The organism is Zavarzinia marina, assembly GCF_021568905.1.
Taxonomy (GTDB): domain Bacteria; phylum Pseudomonadota; class Alphaproteobacteria; order Zavarziniales; family Zavarziniaceae; genus Zavarzinia; species Zavarzinia marina.
In genome coordinates, this window is sequence record NZ_JAKGSB010000010.1 from 58,008 (window position 1) to 72,699 (window position 14,692).

Annotated in this window: 13 protein-coding genes and 1 riboswitch; of the genes, 6 read left to right on the forward strand and 7 right to left on the reverse strand. The window is 67.4% G+C overall.

The window, feature by feature from the left end:
- Positions 1-87: 87 nt before the first annotated feature.
- A complete protein-coding gene (locus L2U69_RS18630; RefSeq protein WP_236108636.1) occupies positions 88-3,738 on the reverse strand; it encodes an AMP-binding protein in 3,651 nt (1,216 codons plus the stop codon).
- Positions 3,739-4,032: 294 nt separating this feature from the next.
- Between L2U69_RS18630 and L2U69_RS18635 the strand changes: the two genes are divergently transcribed.
- The 6 genes from L2U69_RS18635 to L2U69_RS18660 all read left to right on the forward strand — a co-directional run bounded on the left by L2U69_RS18635 (position 4,033) and on the right by L2U69_RS18660 (position 9,818).
- A complete protein-coding gene (locus tag L2U69_RS18635; RefSeq protein WP_236108637.1) occupies positions 4,033-4,851 on the forward strand; it encodes a class I SAM-dependent methyltransferase in 819 nt (272 codons plus the stop codon).
- 44 nt (positions 4,852-4,895) lie between these two features.
- A riboswitch (SAM riboswitch) is annotated at positions 4,896-4,971 on the forward strand.
- A 36-nt stretch (positions 4,972-5,007) separates the two neighbouring features.
- Positions 5,008-6,216, forward strand: coding sequence for an O-succinylhomoserine sulfhydrylase (metZ, locus tag L2U69_RS18640; protein ID WP_236108638.1), 1,209 nt, complete (start codon positions 5,008-5,010; stop codon positions 6,214-6,216).
- Positions 6,217-6,287: 71 nt separating this feature from the next.
- Complete coding sequence (apaG, locus tag L2U69_RS18645; RefSeq protein WP_236108639.1) at positions 6,288-6,680, forward strand: Co2+/Mg2+ efflux protein ApaG; 393 nt, start codon at positions 6,288-6,290, stop codon at positions 6,678-6,680.
- Positions 6,681-6,801: 121 nt separating this feature from the next.
- Positions 6,802-7,479 carry a GTP cyclohydrolase I FolE gene (folE, locus tag L2U69_RS18650; RefSeq protein WP_408065826.1) on the forward strand — a complete coding sequence of 226 codons (678 nt, stop codon included), beginning with the start codon at positions 6,802-6,804 and terminating at the stop codon, positions 7,477-7,479.
- Between the two features lie 85 nt (positions 7,480-7,564).
- Positions 7,565-8,734 (forward strand): acetylornithine deacetylase, encoded by a 1,170-nt coding sequence (gene argE / locus L2U69_RS18655; protein ID WP_236108641.1) that lies wholly within the window; start codon positions 7,565-7,567, stop codon positions 8,732-8,734.
- Positions 8,735-8,819: 85 nt separating this feature from the next.
- Positions 8,820-9,818, forward strand: a complete 999-nt coding sequence (locus L2U69_RS18660) for a hypothetical protein (protein WP_236108642.1) — start codon at positions 8,820-8,822, stop codon at positions 9,816-9,818.
- Here L2U69_RS18660 and L2U69_RS18665 read toward each other — a convergent pair.
- From L2U69_RS18665 to L2U69_RS18690, 6 genes are all read right to left on the reverse strand, one after another.
- Positions 9,812-11,014: an acetyl-CoA C-acyltransferase gene (locus tag L2U69_RS18665; protein WP_236108643.1), complete on the reverse strand. Its 1,203-nt coding sequence runs from the start codon at positions 11,012-11,014 to the stop codon at positions 9,812-9,814. The genes L2U69_RS18660 and L2U69_RS18665 overlap by 7 nt on opposite strands.
- Before the next feature lie 138 nt (positions 11,015-11,152).
- Positions 11,153-11,617 (reverse strand): MaoC family dehydratase, encoded by a 465-nt coding sequence (locus tag L2U69_RS18670; RefSeq protein WP_236108644.1) that lies wholly within the window; start codon positions 11,615-11,617, stop codon positions 11,153-11,155.
- Entirely contained in the window at positions 11,618-12,490 is an 873-nt protein-coding gene (locus L2U69_RS18675; RefSeq protein WP_236108645.1) for an SDR family NAD(P)-dependent oxidoreductase, read from the reverse strand. It lies immediately after the preceding gene.
- Positions 12,483-13,310 (reverse strand): acetoacetate decarboxylase family protein, encoded by an 828-nt coding sequence (locus L2U69_RS18680; RefSeq protein ID WP_236108646.1) that lies wholly within the window; start codon positions 13,308-13,310, stop codon positions 12,483-12,485. Before L2U69_RS18680 ends, L2U69_RS18675 begins: the two co-directional genes overlap by 8 nt.
- A 106-nt stretch (positions 13,311-13,416) precedes the next feature.
- Positions 13,417-14,424, reverse strand: coding sequence for an aromatic ring-hydroxylating oxygenase subunit alpha (locus L2U69_RS18685; RefSeq protein ID WP_236108647.1), 1,008 nt, complete (start codon positions 14,422-14,424; stop codon positions 13,417-13,419).
- Between the two features lie 5 nt (positions 14,425-14,429).
- On the reverse strand, positions 14,430-14,692 hold a 263-nt coding region (locus L2U69_RS18690), incomplete at its 5' end, for an amidohydrolase family protein (RefSeq protein ID WP_236108648.1).

Sequence of the window (14,692 nt, forward strand, 5' to 3'; positions counted from 1 at the left end):
CGTCGTTGACGCAACCCGGCCAGACTAGCCGAAAGCGACGGCGTTTCCGCAAGCGCCGTCGCTCACCCCGTCATGGGCGCCCCCTCGTCACGGGGTCGCCAGCGACGAGGCGACGGCCGCCGCGAAACCGCCAAAAGTCGCCATGGCGCTCTGTCCCAGGGCGGCGGCGGGCAGCCGGGTGCCCAGGGCGTCTTCGAGCGACAGGATCATTTCGAGCATCATGATCGAATCGATGGTCGCATTGCCGTCCAGCCGCGTTTCGGCGCCGGGCTCCGCCACATTCTCGCGCCGCGCCCAGGACAGCAGATGGTCCAGGACGAAGGCCGCGTCGATCCGGGCGACCGCGCCGCCGGCGTCGCCGTCGACGACCGGCAGCGGTGCACTGCCGCCCTGCATCATCTCGCCCAGGGCGGCGCGATTGACCTTGCCGGTCGCCATGCGCGGAAATTCCGGCAGGGCCAGCACCCGGCGGGGCCGCACCACCGCGCCCACGGTCTCGGCGATGGCGCGGCGAACCTCCTCCACGACGTCGAGATCGGTCTCGACGGCGAGATCGGGCACGCTCGAGTCGGCCGATGCACCAGGCAATGCCAGGGCGCGGCGCACGCCGGGCACCGTCTCGGCGGCGCGCTCGATCTCCGAGAGGCTGAAGCGCCGACCGCCGACCTTGATGATCGAGTCCCGGCGCCCCAGCACCACCAGGCTGCCGTCGTCGCCCCACATGCCGTGGTCGCCGGGACACAGCACACGGATGCCGACGGCGGCGAAGGGATCGGTCCGCGCCATGAGGTCGTCCAGCTTGCCGAGCATGACATTGCCGCTGGCGACTTCGATCCGGCCCGAGACCCCCCTGGCCTCGATCGGCCGATCCTCGTCGTCGAGCAGGCGCAGGACCGTGCCGGGAGTCGGAAAGCCCCCCGGGCTTCCGGTGGTCGCGGTCACCACCACCTCGTCCATGGTCCGGGTGGCGATATAGGTCGCCTCGCTCGCGCCATAGCTGATGCAGAGCCGGGCATCGGGGAAGCGCGCCCGGACGGCCCGCATCAGCGGCACCGAGATCCGCTCGCCCCAGAGGAAGGCGAAGCGCAGCGACGACGCGGGCCCCTCCGGCCCGGCGGCGGCGGTCAGGGCATGCCAGAGCGAGGCCGGCGCCGAGCAGAAGGTGATCGACCATTTGTCGAGATAGTCGCGCAGCAGGGCGGGCCGGATCACGGTTTCCGGCGGTGGCAGGAACAGGCAGGCGCCGCCCCGCAGGGCGGTCAGAATGTCCGGCATGTTCACCGTGTCCCAGCGCGCCAGGAAGACGGCGCGGTCCGACGCCCCGACCCCGAACAGGGCATCGACGCCGGTGCGGCGATCGTCGTTCACCGCCCCGCTCAGGACGACGCCGACGGGTGTTCCCGTGCTGCCCGAGGTGAAGACGACGCATTGGGGCAGATCGGCATCATAGGGCGGCAGTTCGGTCGCCGGCGCGAAGCCCTGGGTGATGTCGGCGAGGGCCGGCGCGTCGCCCGCATCGTCGACGATCAGCAGGGCGATATCCTGGCCCAGCAGCGCCCCGTGGCGATCGACGAAACCGGCGGTCGCGATCACCAGATCGGGGCGGAGGCGCTCCAGCCGCGCGGCGACCTTCGCCGGGGTTTCGCCGGGATCGACGATGGCCCAGAGGCTGCCCGCCAGCGAAGCGGCCAGGGTGCCCGCAAGCAGCGCGGCCTCCGCCGGCAGGGCGAAGAGAACCCGATGCTGGCCGGAAAAGGGCCGTTCCGGCGTCGAATGCCGGGCGCAGATGCCCTGGTAATGCATCAGCAGGGCGGTAAGGCGCAGGCTCGCGTCGCGCAGATCCCCGAGGCGGAGCGCGCCGCGCCGCGAGAACAGCGCCAACCCGTCCGGGTCCCGTCGCGCCGACAGCACGAGATCCGCGACGAGGCCGTGCCGTGCTTCCGGGAAACGGTCGAGATAGCCCGCCACGGGCACGAGATCGCGGCGGACGGGCAGCCCGCCCCAGCGGCGGACGTATTTCGGCCGGATCGGGGCCTGGCATTCCAGGTTCAGCCGGCGCACGGCATTGCCGAACCGCTGGGTGAGCCAGCGCGCCCTGGTGACGGCGGAGCCGGCGGGTGGCATCGGCACCTCGATCATGTCGAGCACGATGCGACCGTCCCCGGCGCGGTAGCACAGCAGGGCGGCGCAGCGCGCCCCGGTTTCGACCGCGATGCGGAAGCTGAACACCGGGACGTCCAGCGGCACCAGGATCCAGGGCGCCAGCACCCGGTCGCGCGCCCGGTTCGCGAAATCGACGACGACGTTCAGCATGCCGCCCTCGCGCAGCACGGCGGCGGCCTGGCTCGCCTGTTCGGCGGCGCTGGTATCGTCGCGCGGCACCCGGGTCGGGGGCACGGGCAGATGCTGGTGCAGGAACTGGTCGAGGGTGCCGTCACCCTCGACCTCGTCGTCGTCGCCATCGTTGCCCGCGCCGTTCAGGGAGCCGATGACCACGGTCCGGATCCCGAGACTGGCCGCCGCATAAGTCGGCAGGTCGGAAATCCGGCCATAGGCGCTGGTGCCGTGAATGCCGGCGAGGAACAGCGCCCGGCCGGTACGGCGGCAGTCCGTCAGCAGATGCTCCGCGCGCGGCGTCAGCGCGGCACGGGCCCTGTACATGATTTCGAGCGCGGCCGTGTCGGAATAGGCATCGTCCGGCACCATGGGATTGAAGCGCGGGAACATCGCGCTCTCGGTGGCGAAGCCCGAAGCCGCCAGGGCCGCCTCCGTCTCCGCGTGCTGCTCGTTCGCCAGGAGCGCCGCCCGGAACAGACGGTCCAGGGCCGGGGGGCAGGCCGCATCCGGCAGCCGCCCGACATTGTCCAGAAGTTCGCCGCACATGGCGGCCCAGAACGGCACGTCCCGTTCGGCCGGGTCCATGGAGCGGGTCCAGGCCAACATCTGTTCGAGCGCGCGCCGTTCCGAACCGCCCCTGTACTGAAGGCGCAGGACCCGCAGGCGAAAACGCGGCGGCAGGGACTTCAGGCAGGCCGACCAGCGCGCATCGTCGTCCCCGCGCGGCCCATAGCCATAGACGGTGAGGACGGAGACGACGTCGATCGCCTGCGCCAGGGAGGTAATCCAGCCGCCCCCCTGTTCCGCGAGCAGCGCGATCGCGGGTTCGCGGCGATTGTGGTGCAGCAGCAGCCGGGCCCGGCGGAGCACGGCCCATTCGTCGTCCGCCCCCTCGAGTTCCGCCAGGGCATCGCCGCGCGCGCCGAAGCGGGCGTGGCTGGCCACCAGTTGGCGCGCCAGGGCACTATCGCCGGGAGCCGCCGCCCGGGCGCGTTCGAGCACGTCGACCGCTTCGCGATAGCGGGCGATCTTCTCCAGGGCGCGGGCATGTTCCAGCGCGACGGCGGGCGCCCGGCGGCGGGCGGCGGGCAGGCCTTCGGCGAAGGCGACGGCAAGGTCGGGAGACCCGATTCGGCTCAGCTTGCCGACATGGGCAGCCAGATCCGCATCACCGGCGCCGGCGCCCGGCTGATTCTCGGTGATCTTGCCGAGAATGCGCCGGCGTTCCCGTTCCTCGAACGCGTCGACCCGGTCCGCGAAAGTGTCGAGATCGCCTTCGCTGCCCGCCAGCATCTGGTGGAGCGTGGCCGGCACCGCCTCCGCCCACATCAGGTCGGCGAGCGCGAGCACGGACTCGTCGCGGCCCGCGGCCCTGATGCAGGCGATGGTACGGGCGGCCATGACGGCCAGCGTGACCTCCGGCGGGCGCAGGGCCCGAGGCCCGGGCCGCGCGGGCGGGCGGGCCGGTCGCGGTCCCTGCGCGGCATGATTTTCGATGAATCGGATCGCCCCATTCAAGACGAACGCGGCCCGCTCGTGAATCGACTGATCAACGGATGAAACAAGAATGGTCATAAAATGGCCTGTCTTCGTTATCCCGTATCGCCCATGCTCTCGGCGCCCGCGGGTCAATTCGTTCGAGAATATCAAGTTGCGACATGCTAAGCATTGGTGGCGCGAAATTCGGAGTCCTTCTTGAGTACGAACGCCTACGACGATATCGCGCCGTTCTATGCGGCGATGGTCCCTCCCACCACGCGCGCCGGCCTCTATCCCGCCAATCCCGACATGGCATCGCGCATCGCGCGGCTTTCCGACGGCAGCCATATTCTCGACGCCGCCTGCGGCAGCGCCTATGACGCGATCGCGATCAGCAGGGGATTGCCCGGGCTGTGCCAGCCGCCCCGCCGCTTCGTCGTCGCGTGCAACGACCGTTCCGCCGCCATGGTCCGCCAGGCCCGGGAGAACTGCCGCCGCGTGCTGGGGGCGGAACTTGAAATGCGGCAATGCGCCATGGCGGCCCTGGCCGATGTACCCGAATGGCGCGGGCGATTCGACCTGGTGATCGCGCCCAACGCCCTGACGACCCTGTCCGACACCCAGGATCTCGGCGACTATCCCGACTATCTGCTCGACTGTCTCGCCGGCATGCGCGCGGTGCTCAAGCCCGGCGGCACCCTGCTGGTCGACATGCGCGACTGGGACAGGGCCCACCCCCAGGCCTGGACCCTGACCCGGCGCGTCTACGAGGACGACGACCTGCATTTCGTGGTCGATTACCGATGGGCCTTCGGCCCGACGGTCGACAGCGTCCACGAAGCACATATGACCATCTGGCAGGATGCGAAACGCGACATCGCCATGGGCGAGGAAGACTATCGCTTCGCCGGGATCGGCAGCCGCGATCTCGCCACCCTGTTCGAACGGGCGCGCTTTTCGGTCGTGGCCGCCGAGCCGCAGGTCCGGGGCCTGGACCGCGAACCCTTCCTGACCTTCGAACTGCGCCGGGATTAGACACCGCCTGGCCATTGACGCGCGCGGCGGTTCGGGCGTAATTTGCCCGCCGTCGTGGGATTTGAGCCGGCTGGCTTGCGGCCACGTTAAAAACCGCTAAAAAGCCGGGCGTGAAAACCCGGCCGAGGCCGGGTTTTTTCGTGTGAGGACTTGATCATGGCACGGCGCACCCCCCGCGAGGTCGCGGACAAGTGGAAGCTGGCAACCCGCCTGGTTCGTGGCGGCACCAATCGTTCGGATTTCGGCGAGACCTGCGAGGCGATCTTCATGACCTCGGGTTTCCGCTACGACAATGCGGAAATCGCCGAGGCGCGCTTCAAGGGCGAGGCCGAGGGTTTCACCTATTCCCGCCTGGGCAATCCGACCACCGCCGGCTTCGAGGAGCGCATGGCGCTGCTCGAGGGCGCCGAAGTGGCGCGCGCCACCTCTTCCGGCATGGCGGCGGTCAACGCCGCGCTGATGTGCCAGTTGAAGTCCGGTGATCGCGTGGTCTCGGCCCGGGCCCTGTTCGGCTCGTGCCGCTACATCCTCGACGACATCCTGCCGCGCTTCGGCGTCGCGGTCGATTACGTCGAAGGCTCCGACATCGAGAGCTGGCGCCGGGCGCTGGCGACACCCGCCACCGTCGCCTTCCTGGAGACCCCGGCCAATCCGACCCTGGACGTGATCGACATCGCCGCCGTCTGCGACCTGGCCCACAAGGCCGGGGCCCGCGTCGTCATCGACAATGTCTTCGCGACCCCGGTCCTGCAGCGCCCGTTCGAATTCGGCTGCGACGTCGTCGTCTATTCGGCGACCAAGCATATCGACGGGCAGGGCCGCTGCCTGGGCGGCGCCGTTCTGTGCCGACGCGACTTCTTCGACGATTATCTGAACCAATATCTGCGCCACACCGGGCCGTCGCTGTCGCCCTTCAACGCCTGGCTGCTGCTGAAGGGTCTGGAGACCCTGGATCTCCGGATCGAGCGCCATTGCGACAACGCCCTGTCCGTCGCCCGTTTCCTCGAAGGGGCGGAGGCCAAGGGGCGGATCCGCAAGGTCTCCTACCCCGGTCTCGAATCCCATCCGCAGCACAATCTCGCGCTGGCCCAGATGTCGGGCAAGGGCGGCTCGATCATCACCATCGAGGTGGAGGGGGGCCGCGCCGGCGCCTTCGCCCTGATGAACCGGCTGGGCCTGATCGATATTTCGAATAATCTCGGCGACAGCAAGACCCTGATCACCCATCCCGCATCGACCACCCATCAGCGCCTGCCGGCGCCGGAACGCGAGCATCTGGGCATCACCGAGGGCTTCATGCGGCTGTCCGTCGGACTTGAAGATGCGCGCGACCTGATCGACGATCTCGATCAGGCAATCGGATGATGCCCGCGTAAACGCTGTGTTTCCCCGCCCCCTCTGGACTTTTACGGGGGGGCCGACAATATGACGAAGCGATGTACGACAAGACGACCCGCGAGATCCGCGTTTCGGTACGGCCCACTTTCCTCGAGGACCAGTCCTCGCCGGACGAGAATTACTATGTCTGGGCCTATCGGGTGCAGATCGAGAACCAGGGTCGGGAGACCGTGCAGCTTCGGGATCGCTACTGGCGCATCACCGACGGTTTCGGCCGCGTGCAGGAAGTGCGCGGGCCGGGCGTCGTCGGCGAACAGCCGGTGCTGAAGCCCGGGGAACGCTTCGAGTACACCAGCGGCACCCCGCTGGCGACACCGTCGGGCATCATGCTCGGCACCTATCGGATGGAAACGGAGGAAGGCGAGTCCTTCGAGGTCGAGATTCCGGCCTTCTCGCTCGACAGCCCGCACCAGCCGATTCAGATCAACTGAAGGGATCAGTGATCCCGGCTTCCGTAACCAGCGTAAGAAGAGCGAGCACCGTCCGGCAATCCAGATTGGGGCCCGGAAACACGGGGGGTCCGCCCCCGAACGAAAGGGAATAAGAATGACCATAAACCCCACCATGAAGGTGGCCGGCGAAGGGGCCGGCAAGCCCAAGGGCGGACGCGAAGCCAACCTGATCCTGGGCAAGGCCCGGACCGACCGACCGACCCGCGAGGAAGCGGAATCGGCGATCCGCACCCTGCTGCTCTGGGCCGGCGACGATCCGGACCGCGAAGGCCTGGTGGATACCCCCGCCCGCGTCGCCCGCGCCTATGAGGAATTCTTCGCCGGCTACGACGCCGATCCGGTGGAGATGCTGAACCGCACCTTCGAGGAAGTCGAAGGTTACGACGAGATGATCGTCCTGAAGGACATCCGCCTGGAAAGCCATTGCGAGCACCACATGGTGCCGATCATCGGCAAGGCCCATGTCGCCTATCTGCCGAAGAACCGCGTCGTCGGCATTTCCAAGCTGGCCCGCGTGGTCGATGCCTATGCCAAGCGTTTCCAGGTCCAGGAGAAGCTGACGGCGCAGATCGCCAATTCGATCGACGAGGTGCTGCAGCCGCGCGGCGTCGCCGTCGTCATCGAGGCCCAGCACCAGTGCATGACCACGCGCGGCGTCCACAAGCCCGGCGTTTCCATGGTCACCTCGCGCATGCTGGGCGCCTTCCGCCACGATCCGCTGACCCGGCGCGAATTCCTGACCATCGTCGGCAATCCGGCTTCCAGCGTCGGGGCCTGATTTCCGGACGCATTGCTGTATAGTGCCTGCGGAATCGCCCGCTCCCCACGGGGGGCGGGCGACTGCGTTTCGGGAGATGGTGTGAATGGCCGGTGAACGCGTGGATGCGATCGAAATGTTGCGCCGTCTGGTCGCCTTCGACACGACGAGCCGCAATTCGAACCTCGAGCTGATCCATTACGTCCGCGACTATCTGGCCGGCCACGGCGTCGACAGCGACCTCGTCCACGACGAGGACGGCCGCAAGGCCAATCTCTACGCCACCCTCGGCCCGAAGACCGAAGGCGGCATCGTGCTCTCCGGCCATACCGACGTCGTACCCATCGACGATCAGGACTGGCTGACCGATCCCTGGACCCTGACCGAGGCGGACGGCCTGCTTTACGGCCGGGGCACCTGCGACATGAAGGGCTTCGTCGCCTGCTGCCTCGCCATGGTGCCGGAATTCCTGGAACGCGGCCTGAAGGAGCCCGTCCATCTCGCCTTTTCCTATGACGAGGAAGTGGGCTGCCTGGGCGTCCATTCCCTGATCGACCATGTGGTCGCCCATTACCCCCGGCCCCGCCTGTGCCTGGTGGGGGAGCCGTCGATGATGCAGGTGGTCGACGCCCACAAGGGCATCCGCTCCTTCATCACCACGGTGACCGGGCTGGAAGCCCATTCCAGCGCCACCCATGTCGGCGTCAACGCCATCATGGTGGCGGCCGAGCTGATCCGCTTCCTGGGGGAACTGGGCGAGGAACTGCGTCTGCGGGGCGACGCGACGGGCCGCTTCAACCCGCCCTTCACCACGCTCTCGGTCGGGACCATCGAGGGCGGCACGGCGGTGAACATCATCCCGCGCCATTGCCGCTTCGTCTGGGAATATCGTTCCCTGCCGGGCACCGACGCCGAGGAGCCGATCCGCCGCTTCGAGGAACATGTGCGCGACAAGGTACTGCCGCCCCTGCTGGAAAAGGCGCCGGGCGTCGCCGACATCGTCACCGTGCCGCGCTCCATCACCCCGGCGCTCAGCCCCGATCCCGGCTCCGCCGCCGAGACCCTGGCCAAGGCGCTGGCGGGCGTGAACGATACCTTAGCCGTCTCCTATGCGACGGAAGCCGGAATCTTCCAGGTGAACGGCATCCCCACCGTGGTCTGCGGCCCGGGCGACATTCTCCAGGCCCATCGGCCCAATGAATTCGTCGCCATCGGGCAGATCGAGGCCTGCACCGCGTTCCTCGGCAAGCTGGCCGACCGGGTCTGCATGGGCTGACCGCCCGAAGCCCCCCTTCCGGGGCCTGTCGCGCCCCGGCGCGATCTGCGCTACCCTCGGTCGACGCTGAGGGGGAGGCGCAATCATGGCACATGCCATCGAGGCCGGTGACGGCCATGGCGCGGTCGTCGCCGAGAACACGGTGAAACACACGGGACTGGAGCCCTGGTTCGCGCCGATCTGGCTGCGCAACACCGCCCTGGACGAACTCTATTACGATGTCGAGACGATCCCACCGGACGAGCGGGACGATCTCTCCGCGCTGGCCGCGCGGGAAGGCACGATCCTTCTGGTGCCGCCGAGCGGTGCGGGGCCCGTGCGTCCTTTCGCGACGGCCGACGAATTCGCGGCGGGCGGCGGCATCGGCATCCGCGCCATCGCCGTCGCCGGTGTCGGCAGCACCGCGCTCGGTGCCGCGGCGCTGGCGCGCAATGTCGCCGATGCGATCGGCGAACCGGTGGCGGCCGTCGTCTCGGGCTATGGCTATGGCGATCTGCCGGCGGAAATGCTGGGCGGCTTCTTCCTGTTCGGCACGATGAACAGCCTGCGCCATCTCTACGACATCGGGCGCCGCCTGACCCGACAGGCCATCGCGGGGTCCGACGCCTTCGGGGATCTGGAAGACGATTTCCTGGCCCATATCAGCCCCGACACGCGGATGCTGGCGGATCTCCTGTGCGATCCGCGCTTCTCCTTCGACCTGCTGGTCGGCCATTCCAAGGGCAATCTGGTGATCTCGGAGGCGCTCTACAGCCTGATGGAGCATTTCCCGGTCGAGGTTGCGGCGCTGGCCGGGCGCGCGACCATCGTCACCCTCGCCGCCATCGTCTCCATGCCGTCGATCTTCCACCGCGTCATCGACGTCATCGGCTCCATGGACGTTCTGGGCGCGGTCAATTCGCGCTTCGACCTGCGCTGGCTCTATCCGCCCGAGAAACTGGTGCCGGGCGCCACCCACAGCACCAATACGCACTCGCTCCTGGTGCCCCATCCGCTGCGGGTGACCGAGCTTCTGACCGAACTGCTGCCGCCGAGGCCGAAGGCACCGGGCCCGAGGCGCCGGCGCCAGCCCAGGCGTCAGTAGACTTCGAACAGGCCGGCGGCGCCCATGCCGCCGCCGACGCACATGGTGACGACCACATGTCTGGCGCCCCGGCGCTTGCCCTCGATCAGGGCATGGCCGACGAGGCGGGCGCCCGACATGCCATAGGGATGGCCGACCGCGATGGCGCCGCCGTCGACGTTCAGCAAGTCGTCGGGAATGCCGAGACGGTCGCGGCAGTAGACCACCTGCACCGCGAAGGCTTCGTTCAATTCCCAAAGGCCGATATCGCCGACCGACAACCCGTGGCGTTCGAGGAGCTTCGGCACGGCGAAGACGGGGCCGATGCCCATCTCGTCCGGGCCGCAGCCCGCGACCGCCATGCCGCGATAGGCGCCGAGCGGCGCGAGCCCCGCCTTCTCCGCCGCCTTGGCCTCCATCAGGACGGCGGCGGAGGCGCCGTCGGAGAGCTGGCTGGCATTGCCGGCGGTGATGAATTCGCCGGTCGCGATCACGCTGCCGTCCTTATAGACCGGCTTCAGGGCGGCCAGCCCTTCCAGCGTCGTTTCGGCGCGCGGGCCTTCGTCATGCGCCAGAGTGACGTCCTTATAGGTGACTTCCTTGGTCACCTTGTCGACGATCGCCATGCGGGTCGGCATCGGCGCCAGTTCCGCGTCGAAACGGCCGGCGGCCTGGGCGGCGGCGACCCGCTGCTGGCTGGCGAGCGAATAGAGATCCTGCTGCTCGCGCGAAATGCCGTAACGCTTGGCGACCACTTCGGCGGTCTCGATCATCGGCATATACATGTGGGGGCTGCGCGCAAGCACGGCTTCGGAACGCGCCCGATAGGCGTTCTTGTGCTGGTTCTGGACGAGGGAGATGGATTCGACGCCGCCGCCGACCGCGACCTCCATGCCGTCGTCCATGATCTGCTTGGCGGCGGTCGCGATCGCCATCAGGCCCGAGGCGCACATGCGGTCGACCGACATGCCGGCGACGGTCTCGGGCAGGCCCGCCGCGGCGGCGGCGAGACGGCCGATGTTGTAACCCTGGGTGCCCTGCTGGCCGGCGCAGCCCATGATGCAATCCTCGATCCGTGCGGGGTCGATGCCGGCGCGGCGCACCGCCTCGGCCACCACATGGCCGGCCAGGGCCGGCGCCTCGGTATCGTTGAAGGCACCGCGAAAGGCCTTGCCGATCGGGGTGCGGGCGGTCGAGACGATCACGGCCTCGCGCATGTTTCTCTCCCTCGTTTCATGTGGTCTTGTCGCCACCCCTTCCGGCGTCATCCCGGCGAAAGCCGGGATCTTTCCCCGGAAGGGGCGCCCTCATCGTCGCGAGGTCCCGGCCTTCGCCGGGACGACGCGCTCTTTTCGTCAGGGATAGAACCGGCTGACCGTGTCGGCGACGCAGGCGGGCTTGTCGCCGCCCTCGATCTCGATGGTCACGCGGATCGTCACCTGGATGCCGCCGTCCGGCGTTTCCTGGGCCTTGACCAATTCGCCCACGCCGCGGATGCGGCTGCCCACCTTCACGGGGGCGAGGAAGCGGATCTTGTCGCAGCCGATGTTGACGCCCATCTTGAACGGCCCGACGTCGACGATCTGGGGCAGGAAGCCCGCGATCAGCGACAGCGTCAGATAGCCATGGGCGATGGTCGCGCCGAAGGGGCCGGACTTGGCCTTTTCGACGTCGACATGGATCCATTGATGATCGTTGGTCGCGTCGGCGAAGAGATTGACGCGGTCCTGCTCGATCGCCAGCCAGTCGCTGGTGCCAAGGGCCGTGCCCTCGCGACCGATGAGATCGCGAGGTCCGGCGAATGTGACGGTTTCAGCCATTCAGATACCCAGGTTCGGGATGGGAAGATCTCCCCGGGCGATGATGTTTTCGACCCGGTTGCGGAGGATCGCATTATGCGCATCCGACTCCGGGAACATCCAGAAACGATCCGACTTCACGCTGGCCAACGCGAATTCGGCCACTTCCTCTGGCTCCGTCAACTGCATCTTCAGGCCCGAGGCTTCCGCCAGCTCGCGCATGTTGTTGTAGGCCGCCGCCTTTTCCGTGCCGTCCGAGAATTCGGCCGGGCGGACGCGGTTGCTGGCCATGATGCGCGTGTTGACGACATGGGGCCCCGGGAACAGGACGGCCGCGCGCAGCTTGGTCTTGTCCATCAGGAACTGGAATTGCAGGGTCTCGGTCAGGGCCGTCACCGCCGCCTTGGTGGCGGCATAGATCGGCGTCGCCGGCAGGGCGAAGAGCCCGCCGTTGGCCGAGGACGTGTTGATCACCATGCCCTCTTCGCCGCCGTCCAGCATGCGCGGCACGAAGGCACGGATGCCATGGACGATGCCCATGACATTGACCGCGAAGCCCCAGTTCCAATCCTTCTCGGGCAGGGTCCAGATGCGGCGCTGCGCCTCGCCGAGGCCGACACCGGCATTGTTGAACAGCAGATGGACCGCGCCGAAAGCGCCATAGACCGTCTCGGCGGCGGCATCCATGCTGTCCTGCTTGGTGACGTCGGCCTTGACGCCGATCGCCTCGACGCCGGCACCCTTCAGTTCGGCGACCGCCGTATCGAGGGCGTTCGGGTCGATGTCCGCGACCGCGACCTTCATGCCTTCCTGGCCGAGGAGACGCACCAGCGCCAGACCGACGCCGGAGGCGCCGCCGGTGACGACGGCGACCTTGCCCTTCAGATCAAGCATTGGCCACCTTCTTCTCGGATTCGAGCGGCACTTCGATGCCCTGCACCGTCGGCTCGTCGAAACGCTGATGCCAGAAGGCGTCCAGCCATTCGCTCGGCACTTCGCGCAGGATCTTGCCCGAGGTGACGGAGCCGCCCTCGCAGTAATAGGCTTCGAGGACCTTCTTCACGGGCACGTCGATGATCGGGTCGAAGGGCGATTCCGACAGGGTGATCTTGGCGTCCGCGATCTTCTTCATGTCGGTGTATTTGCGTTCCCAGTCGAGCTGGGTCAGGAACACCGGACCGTCGAAGCCGCCGCGCCGCGTGATCGCGGGCTGGCCCTTGTAGCAGAAGAAATGCTCGGTGAATTCGGCGGGGCCCGCCGACTCGCCGATGGTGCCTTCCATCTCGATGAACTTGAAGCCGTTGCGGGTGACCGCGACCTTGATCCTGCCGTCCGCGACGTCGAAGTCGACCTTGCCGATCTTCTTCGGCTCGCCGAAGATTTCGCGGCCGGTGATGACGACGAATTCGCCTTCCATCGGCATGGAGAGGACATACCAGCCCTTCACGCCCTCGGCCTCGCAGGCGACGCCGACGGTGGCGGCACCGATCTCGATCTTGTGGGTATCGGAGACATGCATGATCACATGGGCGAACTGCATGAAGATCTTCGGCTCGGTCAGGACGAGCGGCTTCGGCAGCACGGCCGCCGCGATCTCGGGCTCGGTCTCATAGATTGCGCGGAAGGTGCGCACGCTGGTGCGCATCGACGCCGAACCGACGCCCCCGGTGGACCCGCTCTGCGACAGATCCTTCACATAACGTACCTTGGCCATTGTTGTCCCCTCCTCTTTCATGTCCGTTCCGCCCGCTGCCATTCAGGCAAGATACGGGCGTTCCGGGGAAGCGTCGTTCCCCGGTTTCATCTGGTTGCGTGACTGATTACTCCGCCGCCTCGCGCTGCTCGACGGGCAGGTAGAACTGCTCGAAATACTCCCGGAACTGCATGATGGGGCCGTCGCCGTCGCACAGGATCGGGTTCTTGCGGTGGATCTTGTGGTTCCAGATCGGAATGTCGCCCTCGACCCCGGTCTGGCCGATCACGAGCGCGATCGCCATGCGGGCGATGTTGTATTCCATGCTTTCCTTGTCGAACTTGCGGTGCGTGAAGGCGAAGCGCAGTTCGCATTTGTCCTTGGTCACCGGCGTCGCCAGCACCATCAGCAGGGTGTCGGTGATGCCGGTGATGCGGGTGTATTTCTGGCCGGCGCCGTTCTGCACCGTCTCGACCCGTGTCGGGAAGGTCTTCATCTCGCCGTCGGGCATGGGCAGGGTGCGCTGGCCTTCGGCGATGGAACGGCGCAGGTGGCGGTCATAGGTCGTGTGCCCCTCGGGCACGTCGTCCATGCCGTGGACATAGCGGAAATGGGCGATGTCGACGCCGTTTTCCGCGATCTCCTGCGGGTTGGACAGGATATCCCAATGGTAACGGTCGAGCTCTTCCCATTCGCCCGCGCCGATCTGGTTGATCTCTTCGTGCTCGATCACGTCGAAGAAGGGTTCGATCTTCTCCGGGTGATACCAGGCCCAGACCACATTGTTCTTCTCGACGATGGGGAAGGCCTTCATGCACGGGCGCCGGCTCAGGATCGGCGGCATCTTCTTGGCATAGGGGACATCGGTCGCCCAGCCCTCGGTGTTGTAGGCCCAGGCATGGAAGGGGCAGCGGATGCCCTCCTCGTCCACCTTGCCGCCATAGCCGAGGTGCGCACCGAGATGCGCGCAATAGGCCTCCAGCAGGCCGGCCTTGCCGCTCAGCGTGCGGAACAGCACCAGTTCCTCGCCGAAATATTCGACGGTCTTCACATCGCCTGCCTTCAGTTCGTCGGAATAGGCGACGAAGAACCAGCCGTAGGGGATGTCCATCGGGAAACGTTCGACCATGACCATGGGTGTCACTCCGCCGCCTGGGCCGCCGTGAGCCACTGCTTCTTGGGGCCGATCCTCTCGGCGATCTTGTTGAGCGCCGGCAGGTCGAGGTCATAGACCGCCGCCGCCGACTTCCAGAAGATCTGTTCCAGATCCGCCTCCGGCAGGCCGCCGAGGGACAGTTCCATCTTCTCCGCCGTCTTCGGCCAGCAGCCTTCCGGATGCGGATAGTCCGAACCCCAGATCACCCGGTCCATGCCCAGCTCCTTGCACGCGACCGCCGTGTCCC